This is a genomic window from Thiobacillus sp. (assembly GCF_030696885.1).
GTDB lineage: Bacteria > Pseudomonadota > Gammaproteobacteria > Burkholderiales > Thiobacillaceae > Thiobacillus.
The window spans coordinates 50,504-64,248 of record NZ_JAUYRI010000008.1; the positions used below are offsets into that span (position 1 = coordinate 50,504).

A 13,745-nucleotide genomic window follows, 5' to 3' on the forward strand; every position below is an offset into this window, starting at 1 on the left:
GGGATCAGCGGGCCTGCTGTTGCCGCAGGTGACGGCGGCGTTCGCTGCGCAACTGCTCGAGCTGCCGGTCCACCTGCACCACGTCGGGATGCTGGTCGGTGTATTGCAGCAGCAGCTCGGTGCGCCGGATCCGCAGTTCGACCTGTTTCTTGTCGAGCCCCTCAAGGTAGGGGTCCGCCTTTGCTGGCGGGTTCGACGCAGCGGGAGACGGGGTGTCGGCGATGCCGGGCGCGCGCCGGGCGTCCGTGCTGGTTTGCGGCGTTGAGGGTGCATCCATGGACGCCGGCGTATCCGTCGGAGGTGCAGGCAGAAAATAGTCGACCAGGATGATGCCCACGCCGATCAGCAGCAGCACGCCAAGCGGGGTGCCGAAGGCCAGCGCCGCCAGCAGGCGCGGCACGCGCTGCGGAGGGGGCACGACGACCGGCAACGGCGCCGGTGCGGCGACGCTCAGCGCGTGCAAGGCCTTGACCAGCGTACGGGCGTCGGGCCGGTTTTCCGGCTGCTTGTCCAGCATGCACGCCAGCAACTCGTTCAGCCAGGCCGGCAGGCCGGGACGCAGCTGCTCGGCGGGCGGCGGCGTGTCGTTGATGACACGGTACACAATCCCGGCCAGGCTTTCGCCGTCGAACGCATACTGGCCGGTGATCATTTCATACAGCACCGCGCCGAGCGAAAAAATGTCCGCGCGCCCATCGATGTCGCGCCCCATGGCCTGTTCCGGCGACATGTAGCGTGGCGAACCGAGCATCTGCCCGGTCTGGGTGCGGTCGCTGTTGGCGAGGTGGGCGATGCCGAAGTCGGTCAGTTTGACGCGCCCGTGACGGCCGGTGACGACGACATTGGAAGGTTTGATGTCGCGGTGGATGACCCCGTGCTCGTGGGCAAACGCCAGTGCGCTGGCCATCTGCGCGGCGGTGTCGAGCGCCAGGTCGAGCGGCAGCGGCCCGCGGTTCATGATGTCGCGCAGGGTGACGCCGGGCAGGTATTCCATGGCGATGTAGGCCAGCCCGTCGGCTTCGCCCACATCGTAGATGGTCACGATGTTGGGGTGGGAGAGCCGGCCGGCGCTTTGCGCCTCGCGCAGAAATCGCGATTCTGCGTCGGCGCCTTCCTGCTGCAACTGCGCGATCGGCACCACCTTGATCGCCACCGTCCGCTCGATCAGCGGGTCGCGTGCGCGGTGCACCGTGCCCATCGCGCCCTGTCCGATTTCATCGAGGACTTCGTAGCGGCCAATGTGCAGGCTGGTGGTTTCCTGGGCGTGGTTCAGGGCTGGCATTCGATAATCTGTCCTCGCACCGCGCGGCTGTCGATGCCCATCAGGTAGAGATACCACGGCATCAGGTCGTCCGCTGTCGGCACGGCATCGGCCGGCAGTCCGGGGTGGGTGCGCGTGCGCAGCGTGGTGGCCACCTGGCCGGGAATCAAGGTATTGATGCGCAGCGTGCGTTCGGCGTCCAGTTCGTCTGCCCAGATGCGGGTCAGGGTTTCGAGACCGGATTTCGCCACCGCGTAGCCGCCCCAATAGGCACTGGGCCGATGGCCGTGCGTTTCGCCGGTGAACACCACCGAAGCGTCGGGCGACTGTCGCAGCAGTGGCAGACAAGCTCGGGTGAGGGCGAAAGGCGCGATCAGGTTCACCCGCATCAGCGTCTGCCACTGTTCCAGCGTCTGCAGTTCCAGCGGGGTCAGACTGTAGAACTGGTGCGCACTGTGCAGCACGCCGTCGAGTCGCTTCAGATGCTGCGCGAGCGTGCCGGCGAGGGTGTCCAGACTGCGATCGTCGGCGGCAGCCAGATCGTAGGGAAACATCGCCGGCTCGGGCCCGCCGGCCGCAACGATTTCATCGTAGACCGCATCCAGCCCGGCTTCGTTGCGCGCCAGCAGCGCGACCGTGGCGCCATGGCGTGCAAATGCCAGACTGGCGGCGCGGCCCAGCCCGGTGCTGGCGCCGGTGACCAGGATGACGCGGCCGGCGAGCAGATCAGGAGCGGGAAGATAGTCTTTCATAGCGTTTCAAGGAGCGAGGCGGCCGATTGTACTCCGCTCTGTGTTGCGCTTTCGAGTGTGGCGGGATACTGCCCGGCCGTGTAGTCGCCCGCCAGGAACAGGCGCGGGTGCGGGGTGGTGACGGCAGGGCGCGGCAGGCCGGGCACGCAGGAATACGTCGCCTGTTTCTCGACGATGCTTTTGCGCCAGCGTGCGGCACCGGGCTGGGCAATGCGCTGCACCTGTGCCGTGGCCTGGTCCACCCAGTCCGCCGGCAGCTGCGTGGCCGCGCTGGCAACCAGCGCCAGCAGCCCGGACTGGCCGTGGCTCTGGCCGCGGTCGAACACGAACTGTGCCGGACCATCCGACAACGCATAGAGCGGCTTGGCCAGGCGGAATGCCGGGTCGTACTGGATGTAGGCAGTGGCGATCGGCTGGTAGTCGTACGTGGCCACCTGCTGGGCAATGGGCTCCAGCGCGGGCACCTGCGCCGCCAGCGCGGGCAGATGTTGCGGCGCAACGGCGAGGATGGCATGGCTGAAAACCGCCGACTCATCGCGCGTCCCCAGCGTGACGGCATCCGCCGCGGCCGCGAGCGTGGTCACCCGGCAGCCCAGCCGAACACTGCCGCCGCGTTCGGTCAGGCGCGCGGCGGCCGGTGCGGGAAACAGCGCGGTCAGATCCTGGCGCGGCAGCAACAGGTCGCTGTGGCGGTTGCGCCCGCCGAAGGCGGCGCGAAGCACATTGCGGAAGACCTGCGCGCTGGCGATCTCAGGCGGCGTGTTGAGCGCGGACACACACAGCGGATGCCACAGCAGGCGGTTGAGTTTTTCCGGCTGCGTGGCAGTGAACTGACTGACGCTGCCGTCGAGGGTGTCCTCGGTGCCGCGAATCTGGGTGTGCGCCCAGCGCGCAGCGGCCAGTTTGTCGCCCCAGCTCAAGCCGCGCGCGCCAAACAATCCCGCGGCGAGATGCAGCGGTGCCGGCAGGCGCGGACAGGCGAGGCTGAAATCAGGCGGCTGCTCGAGCGTGAGCGGCAGGCGCCACAGGCCCGCCGGCGCCGCGGCGGGACGCAGCCGTTCGATCAGCTCCAGCGTCTGCTCATACGCGCCGAGCAGGATGTGCTGACCATTGTCGAGGGCCTGGCCTTCGAGTTCGACGGCGCGCGCGCGGCCGCCCAGCGTGCGGCTGGCTTCGAACACGGTGACGGCCACCCCGGCTTCGGCGAGCGTCAGCGCCGCGGCGCAGCCGGCCCAGCCGCCGCCGACGACCGCCACATGCGGCGTCATGGAAACAGCCAGGTCCGGCTGGCGAGCCACAGCTTGCGCAGCGGCGTGAGCGCCACGCGCGCGCGCAGCACCGGAAAACGGTCGCGCCGGATTTCGTCGAGTAAGGTTCGATAAATCGCCGCCATCACCAGGCCCGGGCGCTGCGCGCGGCGCGCGCGGACGGGCAGGGCAGCCAGCGCGCTGTCGTAGTGCATCTGGGCGCGTTCGTACTGGAACTGCATCAGCGCCTGGAATGCCGGTGTGTCGCGGCCATTCAGCAGATCGGATTCGTCGACGCCGAAACGCGCGAGTTCGTCCTGCGGCAGATAGATGCGGCCGCGCCGCGCATCCTCGCCGACGTCGCGGATGATGTTGGTGAGCTGGAATGCCAATCCCAGTTCGTGGGCGTAGCGACGAATCTCGCGCTCGTCCGCGTTGCGCACGCCGTCGAAGATCGATGCCGCCACTTCGCCCACCACGCCCGCCACGCGGTAGCAGTAGAGGTGAAGCGACTTGAAATCGGGATAACGCGCGGCGTCGAGATCCATCGCCATGCCGTCGACGATTTCGAGCAGCAGCGCGGCCGGAATGGCACGCCCCTGCGGCGTGTCGGCGAGCGCGCGGGTGGACGGATGCTGCGGCGCGCCTGCCGCAAAGCGCGCGATTTCATCGCGCCACCAGTCCAGCTTGGCCTCGGCCACCTGACGCTCGTGGCATTCGTCCACCACGTCGTCGAGCTCGCGGCACAGCGCGTAGAACGCGGTGATCGCGCGCCGTGTGTCCGGCGGCAAAAAGACGAAGCTGTAGTAGAAACTGGAGCCGCTGGCGGCGGCGCGATCCTGGCAGTACTGGTGGACATCCATGGTCAATAGATTCCGCGCGCGAGCATGAAAAGCCAGTCCTTTTTCGTCAGTACTGGGCGGTCGTGGAACACGCAGCCGGGATCGGTATGCAGCTTGCGCAGTATGGTCTCGCCTCCGCGGATGGTGACGCGCAGCTCCAGTCCGACGCGTCCCTTGAGCTGTCGGCCGAGCGGCGCGCCGGCCTGCAGCAGTTTGCGCGCGCGTTCGATCTGCCGGTGCATCATCGTGTGCCACAGGCCGCGCGTGTCGCCTGCGGCGATCTGCGTTTCACTGACGTGGTGGGCGGTGAGTTCGTCCTGCGGCAGGTAGATGCGGTCCTTGCGATAATCGATGGCGATGTCCTGCAGAAAATTGATCAATTGCAGGCTGCTGCAGATGGCATCGGAATAGGCCAGGTGGCGGGCGTCGCGGTCGCCGTACAAATGCAGCATCAGGCGTCCCACCGGATTGGCCGAGCGGCGGCAATAATCCATGACTTCGCCGAAATTGGCGTAACGGGTTTTTTCCACGTCCTGCGCAAACGCCGACAGCAGGTCGCGAAACGGGGCCATCGGAATTGCGTGGGCGCGGATCTCGGCGGCAAGCGGCCCGAATACCGGGTCGGTCGGCGTCTCGCCGCGCTCGATGCGATCCAGTTCGCTGTGGTAGGCCGCCAGCTGGGTCAGGCGTGCTTCAGCGGGCACGTCGCCTTCGTCGGCAATGTCGTCCGCGCTGCGTGCAAACCGGTAGATCGCTTCGACCGGCCGGCGCAGCCTTTTCGGCAGCAACCAGGACGCAACGGGGAAATTTTCGTAGTGTTCGACCGGCACCGGCAATAAAAAAACGGAATGGGAATAAAGACTTAGGCGGGATGCCGGTTGGGCTTGGGTGACAGCATCGCTTTGATTATATTACACTTATTGGTTGGTAGTTTTGCGGCTAGCCGCGAGAGTGGCGGAATTGGTAGACGCACTGGATTTAGGTTCCAGCGCCGCAAGGCGTGGGGGTTCGAGTCCCCCCTCCCGCACCATCGGTTTTTGCCTTATACCCATCCCTAAAATCAGCCAGGAAGTATTTTGATGCAAGCAAATCTTGAAGTTCTCGAAGGTCTGGCCCGGCGCCTGGACATCAGCGTGCCCACCGGTCCGCTGGAAACCGAAGTGCAGAGCCGCCTCAAGCGGCTGGCGCGCAACGTCAAGATGGACGGTTTCCGTCCCGGCAAGGCGCCGCTTGCTGCGGTAGCGCGCCAGCATGGGCCCGGCGTGCGTCAGGAGGTGCTGGGCGAAACCCTGCAAACCCGCTTCGGCGAAGCGGTGCAGACCCACCAGCTGAAAATCGCCGGCTATCCGCGCTTCGAGCAGAAAGGCGGCGCCGACAATACGGTCGAAATGACGTTCAGCGCGCATTTTGAGGTCTATCCTGTAGTGAAGATCGACGACCTGGCCGGTGGTCGAATCAGCCGTCCGGTTGTCGAACTGGCTGACGCCGACGTGGACAAGACGCTGAACGTGCTGCAGAAGCAGCGCCGCACCTTCGAGCCGACCGACAAGGCGGCGGCGGAGGGTGATCTGGTCAAATTCGATTACCAGGGCACGGTGGACGGCGCGGCGTTCGAGGGCGGGCAGGGTGAGGACTTCGCTGCGGTGATCGGCGAGGGGCGGCTGCTGAAGGACTTCGAGCAGAGCCTGGTCGGCGTCAAGGCGGGGGATAATAAGGGCTTCGACATGAGCTTCCCGGCCGACTATGCTGCCGCGAACCTCGCGGGCAAACAGGCGCACTTCGAGGTGCAGGTCAAAGCGGTGGAAACTCCGGTTCTGCCGCCGGTGGATGCCGACTTTGCGCGCGCGCTCGGGGTCGAGGACGGCGACGTCGACAAGCTCAAGGCCGAGGTCAAGGCCAACCTGGAGCGCGAAGTGAAGCGTCGCGCGCAGGCCAAGCTGAAAGAGCAGGCAATGGAACTGCTGCTGCAGAAAAGCTCGCTGGATCTGCCGCAGAGCCTGGTGGCAATGGAAACCGACCGTCTGATGAAGATGACCGAAGCGGATATGCAGTCGCGTGGGGTTCAGACCATGAAGCTTTCAGCCGATATGTTTACTGGACAGGCCGAACGCCGCGTGCGTCTGGGACTGATCCTGGCCGAGATCGTGCAGGCCAATGCGCTCAAGGCCCAGCCCGAGCAGATTCGTACGCTGATTGCCGAACAGGCAGAAAGCTATGAGGACCCGGTGCAAGTGGTGCAGTGGTACTACCAGAGCCCGGAACGGATGCAGGAGATCGAGTCCCTGGCGCTGGAAGAGAATGTGGTAGCATGGGTCGCAGGTCAGGCCCAAGTGGAAAACGTGACAACCTCCTTTGAAGATTTGATGGGACGTGCCTGATGCACATTGATTTTGAACACAGTGTTTCCAGCGCCCGGTCCTTTGAGCCGCAGGGCTTGGGGCTGGTGCCCATGGTGGTCGAACAAAGCGGCCGCGGCGAACGCGCCTACGACATCTACTCGCGCCTGCTCAAGGAACGGGTCATTTTCCTTGTGGGTCCGGTGAATGATTCAACCGCCAACCTGGTGGTTGCGCAGATGCTGTTCCTGGAGTCGGAAAACCCCGACAAAGACATCTACCTCTACATCAACTCGCCCGGCGGCTCGGTATCGGCAGGCTTGGCGATCTACGACACCATGCAGTTCATCAAGCCGGACGTGTCGACCCTGTGCATCGGTCAGGCGGCCAGCATGGGCGCGTTCCTGCTGACCGCGGGCGCCAAGGGCAAGCGCTACTGCCTGCCCAACTCGCGCGTGATGATTCACCAGCCGCTGGGCGGCTTCCAGGGCCAGGCGTCGGATATCGCCATCCACGCCAAGGAAATCCTCTATCTGAAAGCGCGCCTCAACGAGATGCTGGCCAAGCACACCGGGCAGAGCATTGACGTGATCGATCGCGATACCGATCGCGACAACTTCATGAGCGCGGACGACGCAGTGAACTATGGCCTGGTCGACAAGGTGCTGACCAGCCGCATCGAAGCAGCGGGCAACTAGGCAAGGATATGGGCATGGCAGACAAAGGATCGAGCGACAAACTTCTCTACTGCTCTTTCTGCGGCAAGAGCCAGCACGAAGTGCGCAAGCTGATTGCCGGACCGTCGGTATTCATTTGCGACGAGTGCGTCGAGCTGTGCAACGACATCATCCGCGAGGAAATCCAGCAGGCCGACAGCCAGAAGGGCGCAAGCTCCGATCTGCCGACGCCGCATGAGATCAGCGACATTCTGGATCAGTACGTGATCGGCCAGAGCCAGGCCAAAAAGGCACTCGCGGTCGCGGTTTACAACCATTACAAACGGCTGCGCAGCAATGCCGGTACCGGCGAAGTCGAACTGGCCAAGAGCAATATCCTGCTGATCGGCCCGACCGGCTCGGGCAAGACCCTGCTCGCGCAAACCCTGGCGCGTCTGCTGAATGTGCCTTTCGTGATCGCCGACGCGACCACGCTGACCGAAGCGGGCTACGTGGGCGAGGATGTCGAGAACATCATCCAGAAGCTCTTGCAGAAGTGCGACTACGACGTCGACAAGGCCAAGCAGGGCATCGTCTACATTGATGAAATCGACAAGATCTCGCGCAAGGCCGACAACCCTTCGATCACCCGCGACGTGTCGGGTGAAGGTGTACAGCAGGCGCTGCTGAAACTGATCGAGGGCACCACCGCCTCGGTGCCGCCGCAGGGTGGACGCAAGCATCCGAATCAGGAATTCGTCCAGGTCGACACCAGCAACATCCTGTTCGTCTGCGGCGGCGCCTTCAGTGGACTGGAAAAAGTCATTCGCGGCCGCACCGAAAAAGGCGGCATCGGCTTCGGCGCGCAGGTCAAGAATGTCGACGAAACCAAGCGCGACGTCGAACTGCTGCATCAGGTTGAGCCCGAAGATCTGATCAAATATGGTCTGATCCCCGAATTTGTCGGACGTTTGCCGGTCGTCGCAACCCTGGATGAACTGGATGAGGCCGCGCTGGTGCAGATCCTGACCGAGCCGAAGAACGCGCTGACCAAGCAGTTCATCAAACTCTTCAAGATGGAAGGCGTCGATCTCGAATTCCGCGAGGATGCACTGAATGCCATCGCCAAGCGCGCGCTGGCGCGCCGCACCGGTGCGCGTGGCCTGCGTTCGATCATCGAGCATGCACTGCTCGACACCATGTACGATCTCCCTTCCCTCAAAGGGGTCGTCAAGGTGGTGGTCGACAACGGGCTGGTGAGCGGTGACGGCAAGCCCTTGCTGATCTATTCGGACGAGGGCGAGCAGCCGCTGGCTGCAGGCGCCTGAAGTAAAAATGGCTGATAGGGAACCTGTCAGCCACCTTGATTTCCAAACTATGCCCCCCAACTGTGGATGAGCGTGGTTGAAATGCCGCGCATCCTTTCCTCAACACTTACCAGGAAAACATGATGAGCGACAACACCTCCAAGGAACAGGTCGATCTGCCGCTGTTGCCGCTTAGGGACGTGGTGGTTTTCCCCCATATGGTCATCCCGCTGTTCGTCGGCCGTCCCAAGTCGATCAAGGCGCTGGAAACGTCGATGGAATCCGGCAAGAGCATCCTGTTGGTGGCGCAGAAAACCGCCGCGCAGGACGATCCCACGCCCGAAGACCTCTACGATACCGGCAGCGTGGCCACCGTCCTGCAGATGCTCAAATTGCCCGATGGCACGGTCAAGGTACTGGTGGAAGGCAATCAGCGCGCCCGCGTGCTGGACGTAACCGATGTCGGCACGCACTTGTCCGCGCGCGCCGAAATCCTGCCCGCGGAAGGCGAGGAACTGGTTGAAGTGGAAGCGATGCGTCGCGCCCTGCTGACGCAGTTCGACGAGTACGTCAAACTGAACAAGAAGATTCCGCCGGTAATCCTGACCTCGCTGTCGGGCATCGACGAGGGCGGCCGGCTGGCCGACACCATCGTTGCGCATCTGCCGCTGAAGCTGGAGCAAAAGCAGGAAGTGCTGGAGATGATCGGCGTCAACAAGCGCCTCGAGCATCTGCTCGGCCTGCTGGAGGGCGAGCTCGACATCCTGCAGGTGGAAAAGCGCATCCGTGGCCGCGTCAAGCGCCAGATGGAGAAGAGCCAGCGCGAGTATTCCCACAACGAGCAGGTCAAGGCGATCCAGAAGGAACTGGGCGACCTCGAGGAAGGTGCCGAACAGGAAGAACTGGAAGGCCGCGTGCGGCAGGCCAACATGTCCAAGGAGGCCGAGGCCAAGGCGCTGGGCGAGCTGAAAAAGCTGCGCATGATGTCGCCGATGTCGGCCGAAGCCACCGTGATCCGCAGCTACATCGAGGCGATGGTCGGCTTGCCGTGGAAAAAGAAAACCAAGATCAGCAAGGACCTGCTCAAGGCCGAGCGCGTGCTCGATGAGGACCACTACGGCCTCGACAAGGTCAAGGAACGCATCCTGGAGTACCTCGCGGTGCAGCAACGTGTCGACAAGGTCAAGGCGCCGATCCTGTGCTTGGTGGGCCCCCCAGGCGTCGGCAAGACTTCGCTCGGCCAGTCCATCGCGCGTGCGACCAATCGCAAGTTCGTGCGCATGGCGCTGGGCGGTGTGCGCGACGAATCCGAGATTCGCGGCCACCGCCGCACCTACATCGGTTCGATGCCGGGCAAGATCCTGCAGAGCCTGACCAAGGTCGGGGTGCGCAACCCGCTGTTCCTGCTCGATGAAGTCGACAAGATGGGTCAGGATTTCCGCGGCGACCCGTCTTCGGCGCTGCTGGAAGTGCTCGATCCCGAGCAGAACCACACCTTCCAGGATCATTACATCGAGGTCGAATATGACTTGTCAGACGTGATGTTCGTCGCCACCGCCAACTCGCTCAATTTGCCTGCGCCTCTGCTGGACCGGATGGAAGTCATCCGCCTGTCGGGCTACACCGAGGACGAGAAGATCAACATCGCCCTGCGCTATCTGGTGCCCAAGCAGCTCAAGGTCAACGGCATCAAGGAAGGCGAACTCGCGATTGCCGAATCCGCCCTGCGTGACATCGTGCGCTACTACACGCGCGAGGCGGGCGTGCGCAGCCTCGAGCGCGAGGTGTCCAAGATTTGCCGCAAGGCCGTCAAGGCGCTGTTGCTGAAGAAGCAGAAGAGCAGCAAGATTTCGGTGACCTCACGCAATCTGGAGAAATACCTCGGCGTGCGGCGTTTCAGTTTCGGCATTGCCGAGCAGAACAACCAGGTGGGTCAGGTCACGGGTCTGGCGTGGACCGAAGTCGGTGGCGAACTGCTGACCATCGAAGCGGTTTCATTGCCCGGACGCGGCAAGATGACCACCACCGGCAAGCTCGGTGAAGTGATGCAGGAATCCATCCAGGCCGCGCTGTCGGTGGTGCGCTCGCGCGCGCGCAAGCTGGGCATCCAGGACGACTTCTACCAGAAGCGCGACATCCATATCCACCTGCCGGAAGGTGCGACGCCGAAGGACGGTCCGTCGGCCGGTATCGCGATCTGCACCTCGATGGTGTCGATTCTCACCGGCATCCCGGTGCGGGCGGACGTCGCAATGACGGGCGAAATCACTTTGCGCGGCGAAGTTTTGCCGATCGGCGGCTTGAAGGAAAAATTGTTGGCGGCGCATCGCGGCGGCATCAAGACAGTGCTGATCCCGCAGGAAAACGTCAAGGATCTGACCGAGATTCCCGACAACATCAAGAACAAGCTCGACATCCATCCGGTCAAGTGGATCGAACAAGTTCTTGAATTGGCACTGGAACATGTTCCCGAGCCGTTGCCGGACGAGCCCGAGGCGAACACGCCAGCAATCGCTGTGCCAGAAGACGAAGACAGCGCCGCCGCCGCACTCAAGCATTGAGCTTTTTCGATCGCATCGCTGAATCCCGCGCCAGTCGCGGGATTTTTTTGTCGATTGCCCGGAAAACCGCTTGACACAAGGTTTTGCGGATTGTTATAAAAGCGCCCACAGGGTTTTCCTGTGCCACTTTAGTGAAGGGGACAACACGTGAACAAATCCGAACTGATTGATGCCATCGCCGACTCGGCCGACATTTCCAAGGCTGCTGCCGGTCGGGCGCTCGACGCCGCGGTCGAGGCCGTGAAAAAAGCGCTGAAAAAAGGCGACATGGTTACGCTGGTGGGCTTTGGCAGCTTCTACGTCGGCAAGCGTGCCGCACGTACGGGCCGCAACCCGCGCACCGGCGCTGCGATCAAGATCAAGGCCGCCAAGGTGCCGAAGTTCCGCGCCGGCAAGGGTCTGAAAGACGCAATCAACTAATAAAAAACGCAATTCGCATTTGGCAAGACCAGAAGAAATGTTGTAAAATTTTGGTCTTTGTCGGGTGCTTAGCTCAGCTGGTAGAGCGTCGCCCTTACACGGCGAATGTCGGGGGTTCGAGCCCCTCAGCACCCACCAGCAGGGTCAAGAATAACAAGCCGTCCGAGTCTGGGCAGCACCGTTTAGCAAGTATCTAGGGAGTGGTAGTTCAGTTGGTTAGAATACCGGCCTGTCACGCCGGGGGTCGCGGGTTCGAGTCCCGTCCACTCCGCCAACATCGAAAAGGCGAACGCGAGTTCGCCTTTTTTCATTTGTGCAATTTGCGTGTCGCCGATTTTCGGTTGTATGCGACTTTTCATCGCAGCAGACGAGACGCGAGACGCAAAGTGCGCGAGAATTCCAACTGACGCAATAACCGGAGTAGAAGACCGTGCTTGAAGCAATCCGCAATCACGCAAAGGGCTGGGTGGCCAAGATCATTCTGGGCCTGATCGCTGTGACGTTCGCCCTGTTCGGTGTCGATTCCTACATGTCGGGTGATCGCAGCGGTGGCGTGGTCGCCGAAGTCGGCGACACGGCCGTCTCGCGTGAAGAGCTCACCCGCGAAATCCAGATGCAAAGCGAACGCATGCGCGAATCGCTCGGCCCCGCCTTCGACCGTGCCGTCACCGAGACCGCGGAATTCCGCCAGCAGGTGCTCGACAGCCTGGTCGAGCGCAAGGCCTTGCTGCAGGAAGCGCACAAACTCAAGCTTTATGCACCCGATGCCTACATCGCATCGGTGCTGGCGCAGATCCCCGCATTTCAGCAGGACGGTGCGTTCTCGCCGCAGCGCTACGAAGCTGTGCTGCGCCAGAATGGCCGCACGCCCGCCCAGTTCGAGAACGAATTGCGACAGTCCTTCATGCTGGAAACGATCGCCAGTCCGGTGGCGCTCGGCGCGTTTGCGTCCAATACCGCGCTGACACAGATCGCCCGCCTGGTTGCGCAGCAGCGTGAAATCGCCTGGGCAGACATTCCGGCATCCGCTGTTGCCGCACAGGTTCAGGTGACGCCCGCTGACGTCGAGCGGGAGTACACGGCCAGACGTGCCGAGTACACCGAGCCCGAGCAGGTGCGCGTCGAGTACCTGACGCTGGACATCGCCAGCGTGGCGGCAGGCATGAACGTGAGCGAGCAGACGGTCGCGGATTACTACGCGGCCAATGCCGCGCAGTTCGGCCAGCCCGAGCAGCGCAGCGCAAGCCACATTCTGATTGCCGCAGGCAAGGATGCCGATGCGGCCACGCGCGCGCAGGCCAAGGCGAAAGCGACCGAACTGTTGCAAACCCTGCAGAAAGCCCCGGCGCGTTTCGCCGAACTGGCGCGCAGCGAATCGCAGGACCCCGGCTCTGCCGCGATGGATGGCAGCCTGGGCAGCTTCGGCCGCGGCATGATGGTCAAGCCGTTCGAGGACGCCGTGTTCAGCATGAAGCCGAACGAGATCCGTGGGCCGGTGGAATCCGATTTCGGTTATCACATCATCCGCCTCGACAGCATCGCGGCAGCGCAGACCGCGTCGTTGGCTGCGGTGCGGGGTGCCGTGATTGAGGAGCTGCGGCAGCAGCAGGCGCAAAAGGCGTTCGCCGAGCTGGCCGAAAACTTCAGCAACCTGGTATACGAAAACGCCGACAGCCTGCAATCCGCCGCTACCGCGGTCAAGCTTGATATTCGGCAGAGCGGCTGGATGACGGCCAGGGAGGCGCCGGCGCCTTTCAACCACGCGGGTCTGTCGGCTGCGCTGTTCAGTGCGGAGTCGATCAAGTCGAAGCAGAACACCGAGGCGATCGAGGTGCAGCCCGGCACCCTGGTGGCGGCGCGCGTGACTGAGCACAAGCCGGCACGGCTGCGGCCGCTGGCCGAGGTGTCGGCAGCCATCGAGTCGCAGCTGCGCGCAACGCAGAGTGCCAAGCAGTTGGCGGACAAGGGCCAGGCCACGATCCAGACGCTGGCCAAGGGTGAGGAAGCCGGCCTGAACTGGTCGCCGTTTCAGGTGGTGAGCCGCCAGCCTTCGCCCGAACTCGACGCCGCCGGCGTCAAGGCCGTGTTCCGCGTCAACACCGATACGCTGCCCGCCTATGCCGGCTTCGCACGCCCTGATGGCAGCTATCGGATCGTGCGGGTCAGCCGTGTGCTCGACGCGGCCGAACTCGACCCGATGCTGGTGGCGTCGATCGAGTCGGGCGTCGTCCAGGCGCAACAGCGTGCCGACATGGAGGCGATGGTGGCGCTGATCACCGCCGGCCTCAAGGTCAAAATCAAGCCGAATGCGGTCGAGGATCAATAAGCGCTGCATCGTTCAGCGCCAATAAAAAACGCGCCAT

At 63.3% G+C, this 13,745-nt stretch carries 11 protein-coding genes and 3 tRNA genes; 9 read left to right on the forward strand and 5 right to left on the reverse strand.

Annotated features, from left to right (window positions below; genetic code table 11):
- Positions 1–4: 4 nt before the first annotated feature.
- Genes Q8R61_RS03575 through hpnC form a run of 5 tightly spaced genes read right to left on the reverse strand, consistent with a single transcriptional unit; the run spans position 5 to position 4,890 of the window.
- Entirely contained in the window at positions 5–1,282 is a 1,278-nt protein-coding gene (locus Q8R61_RS03575) for a serine/threonine-protein kinase (RefSeq protein ID WP_305534293.1), read from the reverse strand.
- Positions 1,270–2,013: an SDR family NAD(P)-dependent oxidoreductase gene (locus tag Q8R61_RS03580; protein WP_305534295.1), complete on the reverse strand. Its 744-nt coding sequence runs from the start codon at positions 2,011–2,013 to the stop codon at positions 1,270–1,272. Before Q8R61_RS03580 ends, Q8R61_RS03575 begins: the two co-directional genes overlap by 13 nt.
- Complete coding sequence (gene hpnE / locus Q8R61_RS03585; protein ID WP_305534297.1) at positions 2,010–3,281, reverse strand: hydroxysqualene dehydroxylase HpnE; 1,272 nt, start codon at positions 3,279–3,281, stop codon at positions 2,010–2,012. Before hpnE ends, Q8R61_RS03580 begins: the two co-directional genes overlap by 4 nt.
- Positions 3,278–4,123: a presqualene diphosphate synthase HpnD gene (gene hpnD / locus Q8R61_RS03590; protein WP_305534298.1), complete on the reverse strand. Its 846-nt coding sequence runs from the start codon at positions 4,121–4,123 to the stop codon at positions 3,278–3,280. Before hpnD ends, hpnE begins: the two co-directional genes overlap by 4 nt.
- A 2-nt stretch (positions 4,124–4,125) precedes the next feature.
- Positions 4,126–4,890: a squalene synthase HpnC gene (hpnC, locus tag Q8R61_RS03595; RefSeq protein WP_371133546.1), complete on the reverse strand. Its 765-nt coding sequence runs from the start codon at positions 4,888–4,890 to the stop codon at positions 4,126–4,128.
- Between the two features lie 157 nt (positions 4,891–5,047).
- Between hpnC and Q8R61_RS03600 the strand changes: the two genes are divergently transcribed.
- From Q8R61_RS03600 to Q8R61_RS03640, 9 genes are all read left to right on the forward strand, one after another.
- Positions 5,048–5,132, forward strand: a tRNA-Leu gene (locus tag Q8R61_RS03600).
- 49 nt (positions 5,133–5,181) lie between these two features.
- Positions 5,182–6,480 carry a trigger factor gene (tig, locus tag Q8R61_RS03605; RefSeq protein ID WP_305534302.1) on the forward strand — a complete coding sequence of 433 codons (1,299 nt, stop codon included), beginning with the start codon at positions 5,182–5,184 and terminating at the stop codon, positions 6,478–6,480.
- Positions 6,480–7,136: an ATP-dependent Clp endopeptidase proteolytic subunit ClpP gene (gene clpP, locus Q8R61_RS03610; protein WP_305534304.1), complete on the forward strand. Its 657-nt coding sequence runs from the start codon at positions 6,480–6,482 to the stop codon at positions 7,134–7,136. The genes tig and clpP overlap by 1 nt, the downstream gene beginning before the upstream one ends.
- Positions 7,137–7,150: 14 nt before the next feature.
- On the forward strand, positions 7,151–8,422 hold the full coding sequence (gene clpX / locus Q8R61_RS03615; protein ID WP_305534306.1) for an ATP-dependent Clp protease ATP-binding subunit ClpX: 1,272 nt from the start codon (positions 7,151–7,153) through the stop codon (positions 8,420–8,422).
- A gap of 119 nt (positions 8,423–8,541) precedes the next feature.
- Entirely contained in the window at positions 8,542–10,962 is a 2,421-nt protein-coding gene (gene lon / locus Q8R61_RS03620; protein WP_305534308.1) for an endopeptidase La, read from the forward strand.
- A gap of 147 nt (positions 10,963–11,109) precedes the next feature.
- Positions 11,110–11,382: an HU family DNA-binding protein gene (locus Q8R61_RS03625; RefSeq protein WP_305534310.1), complete on the forward strand. Its 273-nt coding sequence runs from the start codon at positions 11,110–11,112 to the stop codon at positions 11,380–11,382.
- Positions 11,383–11,444: 62 nt separating this feature from the next.
- A tRNA-Val gene (locus Q8R61_RS03630) sits at positions 11,445–11,520 on the forward strand.
- A 59-nt stretch (positions 11,521–11,579) separates the two neighbouring features.
- Positions 11,580–11,656, forward strand: a tRNA-Asp gene (locus Q8R61_RS03635).
- A gap of 156 nt (positions 11,657–11,812) precedes the next feature.
- Positions 11,813–13,708, forward strand: coding sequence for a SurA N-terminal domain-containing protein (locus Q8R61_RS03640; protein ID WP_305534312.1), 1,896 nt, complete (start codon positions 11,813–11,815; stop codon positions 13,706–13,708).
- Positions 13,709–13,745: the final 37 nt, after the last annotated feature.

Bases quoted from the DNA above. Each gene is read 5' to 3' on its own strand.
- Q8R61_RS03575 (WP_305534293.1), bottom strand. From the start codon at position 1,282: ATGCCAGCCCTGAACCACGCCCAGGAAACCACCAGCCTGCACATTGGC.
- Q8R61_RS03580 (WP_305534295.1), bottom strand. From the start codon at position 2,013: ATGAAAGACTATCTTCCCGCTCCTGATCTGCTCGCCGGCCGCGTCATC.
- hpnE (WP_305534297.1), bottom strand. From the start codon at position 3,281: ATGACGCCGCATGTGGCGGTCGTCGGCGGCGGCTGGGCCGGCTGCGCC.
- hpnD (WP_305534298.1), bottom strand. From the start codon at position 4,123: ATGGATGTCCACCAGTACTGCCAGGATCGCGCCGCCGCCAGCGGCTCC.
- tig (WP_305534302.1), top strand. From the start codon at position 5,182: ATGCAAGCAAATCTTGAAGTTCTCGAAGGTCTGGCCCGGCGCCTGGAC.
- clpP (WP_305534304.1), top strand. From the start codon at position 6,480: ATGCACATTGATTTTGAACACAGTGTTTCCAGCGCCCGGTCCTTTGAG.
- clpX (WP_305534306.1), top strand. From the start codon at position 7,151: ATGGCAGACAAAGGATCGAGCGACAAACTTCTCTACTGCTCTTTCTGC.
- lon (WP_305534308.1), top strand. From the start codon at position 8,542: ATGATGAGCGACAACACCTCCAAGGAACAGGTCGATCTGCCGCTGTTG.